Here is a 2,782-nt window from a genome sequence, read left to right as displayed (position 1 = left end):
GCCATGAAAAATATTCTCCTCCTAAAATATACCTTAACTTTTATACCACATTTTAATGGATTATGAAACTAATTTAGGCTATAATTATCAAGTAGTGCGCCTGTAGCTCAACTGGATAGAGTATCAGATTCCGATTCTGGCGGTTGCAGGTTCGAGACCTGTCAGGCGCGCCATTTAGGTGAAACATGAAAACAATACTTTTTGATTTAGATGATACATTAATTGAATCGATGCACGTATGGGAAGATGCCATCATTCGTTTATTTAAAAAGATGGATTTGTATATGAGTATGGAAGAGGCTCGTCAAATCTTTTTTACAATGAAATTTTCGGAAGTTTTAACATACATTAAAGAAAGATTTCATACTAAACAAGATGAGGCTTGGATGTTCAATGAAGTAAATGAAGATATCTTGAATCAATATGCGTATCATATTGAGGCAAAGAAGGGTGCTTTGGATTATATAAAGAAGTGTGCTTCAGAAAATAAAAAGATGGCTGTATTAACATCAAATACAAGGGCATTATCTGAAAAAGTATTAGATCGACTTGGTATGTTGGAATATATGGAGAATGTATATTCAGCAGATGAATTGAAGATGTCAAAAAGAGAAGTGGATATCTATGAGTATGTATTGAAAGATTTAAATACAACTGCAGAAAGTGCGATTGTATTTGAGGATTCGATGTATGCAATCAATACAGCTCGATCATTAAATATTGAGTGTATTGGTTTAGTAAATCCAAACAATCAGAAGGTGTTTGAAAAAAACCATGTAAAAACAATCGTTGATTTTACAGAATTGTGTTAAAATCATGATATGTCCCAGTAGCTCAGTTGGATAGAGCGTTCGCCTCCTAAGGGTCAGGTGGAGCAATCCCCTTTTGGAAGCGATTTATGAAATAAATTTGAAAATTGCTCCATTACAATTAAATAAGTCTCAGTACCTCAGTAGGATAGAGGGTTCGCCTCCTAAACAGGAGGTCAAATTCCTAAGCAAGAGGTAGAAGTTGTGGTATTATAAGCATAGATATTTCGGTAGCTCAGCTGGATAGAGCGTCCGCCTCCTAAGCGGAAGGTCGTGGGTCCGAATCCCATCCGGAATACCATTTTAGCCTTTATTTAAGCGGTTTTTCCGCTTTTTTTGTTTTTTAATACACCTATTCATCACTGTTAAAATTCACATTTCAAACGGAAAAATAATTAAATTTTAAAGGTGTTCGGATGACCTATCTTTATCCGAACTTTTTTGTGCTATTTTTGGGGCCATCTAATGGATTTCTAATGGTCATCTAACGGCATCGAATAGAACCCTACGACACAGGACGTATCAAACGATACGTCACGTGCTAATAAACATCATTTAATCACCGCTCAAAGTGGCTATTAGAAGCTGCAATAAATCAGGATCTTGCTTGATTTTTTCCAGTACTTTATCTATGTCGACTTTCTTATTTGCCTGTGGGACATCAACATAGTTTTCCATATGTTGTTTATAAAAACTGTCCTCAAATTTTTGTGCATTCACTCTGCGGTCTTCATCTAAGATGTGACTATATAGATCCATAACCATATCTGCTTGAGAATGTCCAGTATCTCCTTGGGTTGCTTTTATATCGCCATTATTCAATTTCAATTTATAGGTTGTGCTAGTATGGCGTAAAGAATGAAAGACAACGTGGGGAAGGCCAGCTTCTTTCTCTAATTTTGAAAGGCCTTTACGAATAATGCTTCCATCACATGGAATGCCATTTGGTTGACATATTACAAGATTATAATCATGATAGTTATCTCCATAGGCTTCCTTATACTTACTTTGATCCTCTTTCCATTGCTTCAAAAAAGAAGCTAATGTGTTTGGGAGCCATATTTTTCGAACACTACTATCTGTTTTAGGAGTTTTTAATATCAGTCTTGTCGTATTTTTCCTTTTTTCAAATTGAGGAAAGATGAATAGTACATCTTTGTTGTTCAATTTTTCAATGGCATCCATACGGGCGCGTTCTAATTGTTGTTTTATATAAATGTGTGTATCACCACACGCAAAATCATCTTCACTGATATGCACATTATCCCAAGTCAGACCGAGCACTTCACCAATTCTTAAAGAACAGGCAAATGCGAGTTGGATGGCAATCGATAGTTTTGGATCTTCGCAAACTTCAAGTGCTTTGGCAATTTGATTGGCTGTCCATATTTCTCGCTTTTCATAATCATGCTTGGGCGTATCCACTTTTAAAAATGGATTATTGGAAATGTATTCCCATTTTACCGCAACATTAAATGTACATCGTAAAACTCTATGAACTTCTGTGACAACACGAGTGGATACTTTTCCTGTTTTCTTTGTATTTTCGCTTTCTTTTAGATTTGCATAATATTGCTCAATGGTTATCGGACGAATTTCATCTAGTTTGCAATGCCCTAAATATGGAGAAATATATGTTGTAAATAAGGCCGTATTCTTTTCCATAGTAGATATTGACCATTTATTGCATCCATATAGATCCACGTATGTTGGCCAGAATTCATTTAAAGTCGTAGTACTTGGTGCAATAAAGGTTCGATTGGCTTGTTGTAATTCAACTTCTGCCTTACGTTTTCTGGCTTCCCGTAATGTTCTAAAGGATTCCCATTTTTGTTTTTGCTTTCCATATTTATCCGTATAATAATAAACTACATTGTATTTATCCTTTCGTTTTTGTATGGATGCCATTTTATTCACCACTTTCAATTTCTAATAGTTTCATCAATAATTTCTTACGAATATTTTTATCTTCA

2 protein-coding genes and 2 tRNA genes are annotated in these 2,782 nt (G+C 35.0%); 3 read left to right on the top strand and 1 reads right to left on the bottom strand.

Annotation, left to right across the window (positions count from 1 at the left end; translation table 11 throughout):
* Nucleotides 1-96 precede the first annotated feature (96 nt).
* The 3 genes from ACZQCL_RS08410 (at nucleotide 97) to ACZQCL_RS08400 (ending at nucleotide 1,110) form a co-directional block, all read left to right on the top strand.
* A tRNA-Arg gene (locus tag ACZQCL_RS08410) sits at nucleotides 97-173 on the top strand.
* A gap of 12 nt (nucleotides 174-185) precedes the next feature.
* Entirely contained in the window at nucleotides 186-812 is a 627-nt protein-coding gene (locus ACZQCL_RS08405; protein ID WP_227991389.1) for an HAD family hydrolase, read from the top strand.
* A gap of 221 nt (nucleotides 813-1,033) precedes the next feature.
* Nucleotides 1,034-1,110 (top strand) — tRNA-Arg (locus ACZQCL_RS08400).
* 254 nt (nucleotides 1,111-1,364) lie between these two features.
* Here ACZQCL_RS08400 and ACZQCL_RS08395 read toward each other — a convergent pair.
* Nucleotides 1,365-2,717, bottom strand: a complete 1,353-nt coding sequence (locus ACZQCL_RS08395; protein ID WP_302317146.1) for a tyrosine-type recombinase/integrase — start codon at nucleotides 2,715-2,717, stop codon at nucleotides 1,365-1,367.
* Nucleotides 2,718-2,782: the final 65 nt, after the last annotated feature.

Source organism: Holdemanella sp., from assembly GCF_056804935.1.
This window is presented reverse-complemented; position numbering and strand designations above follow the sequence as displayed.

Bases quoted from the DNA above. Each gene is read 5' to 3' on its own strand.
- ACZQCL_RS08405 (WP_227991389.1), top strand. From the start codon at position 186: ATGAAAACAATACTTTTTGATTTAGATGATACATTAATTGAATCGATG.
- ACZQCL_RS08395 (WP_302317146.1), bottom strand. From the start codon at position 2,717: ATGGCATCCATACAAAAACGAAAGGATAAATACAATGTAGTTTATTAT.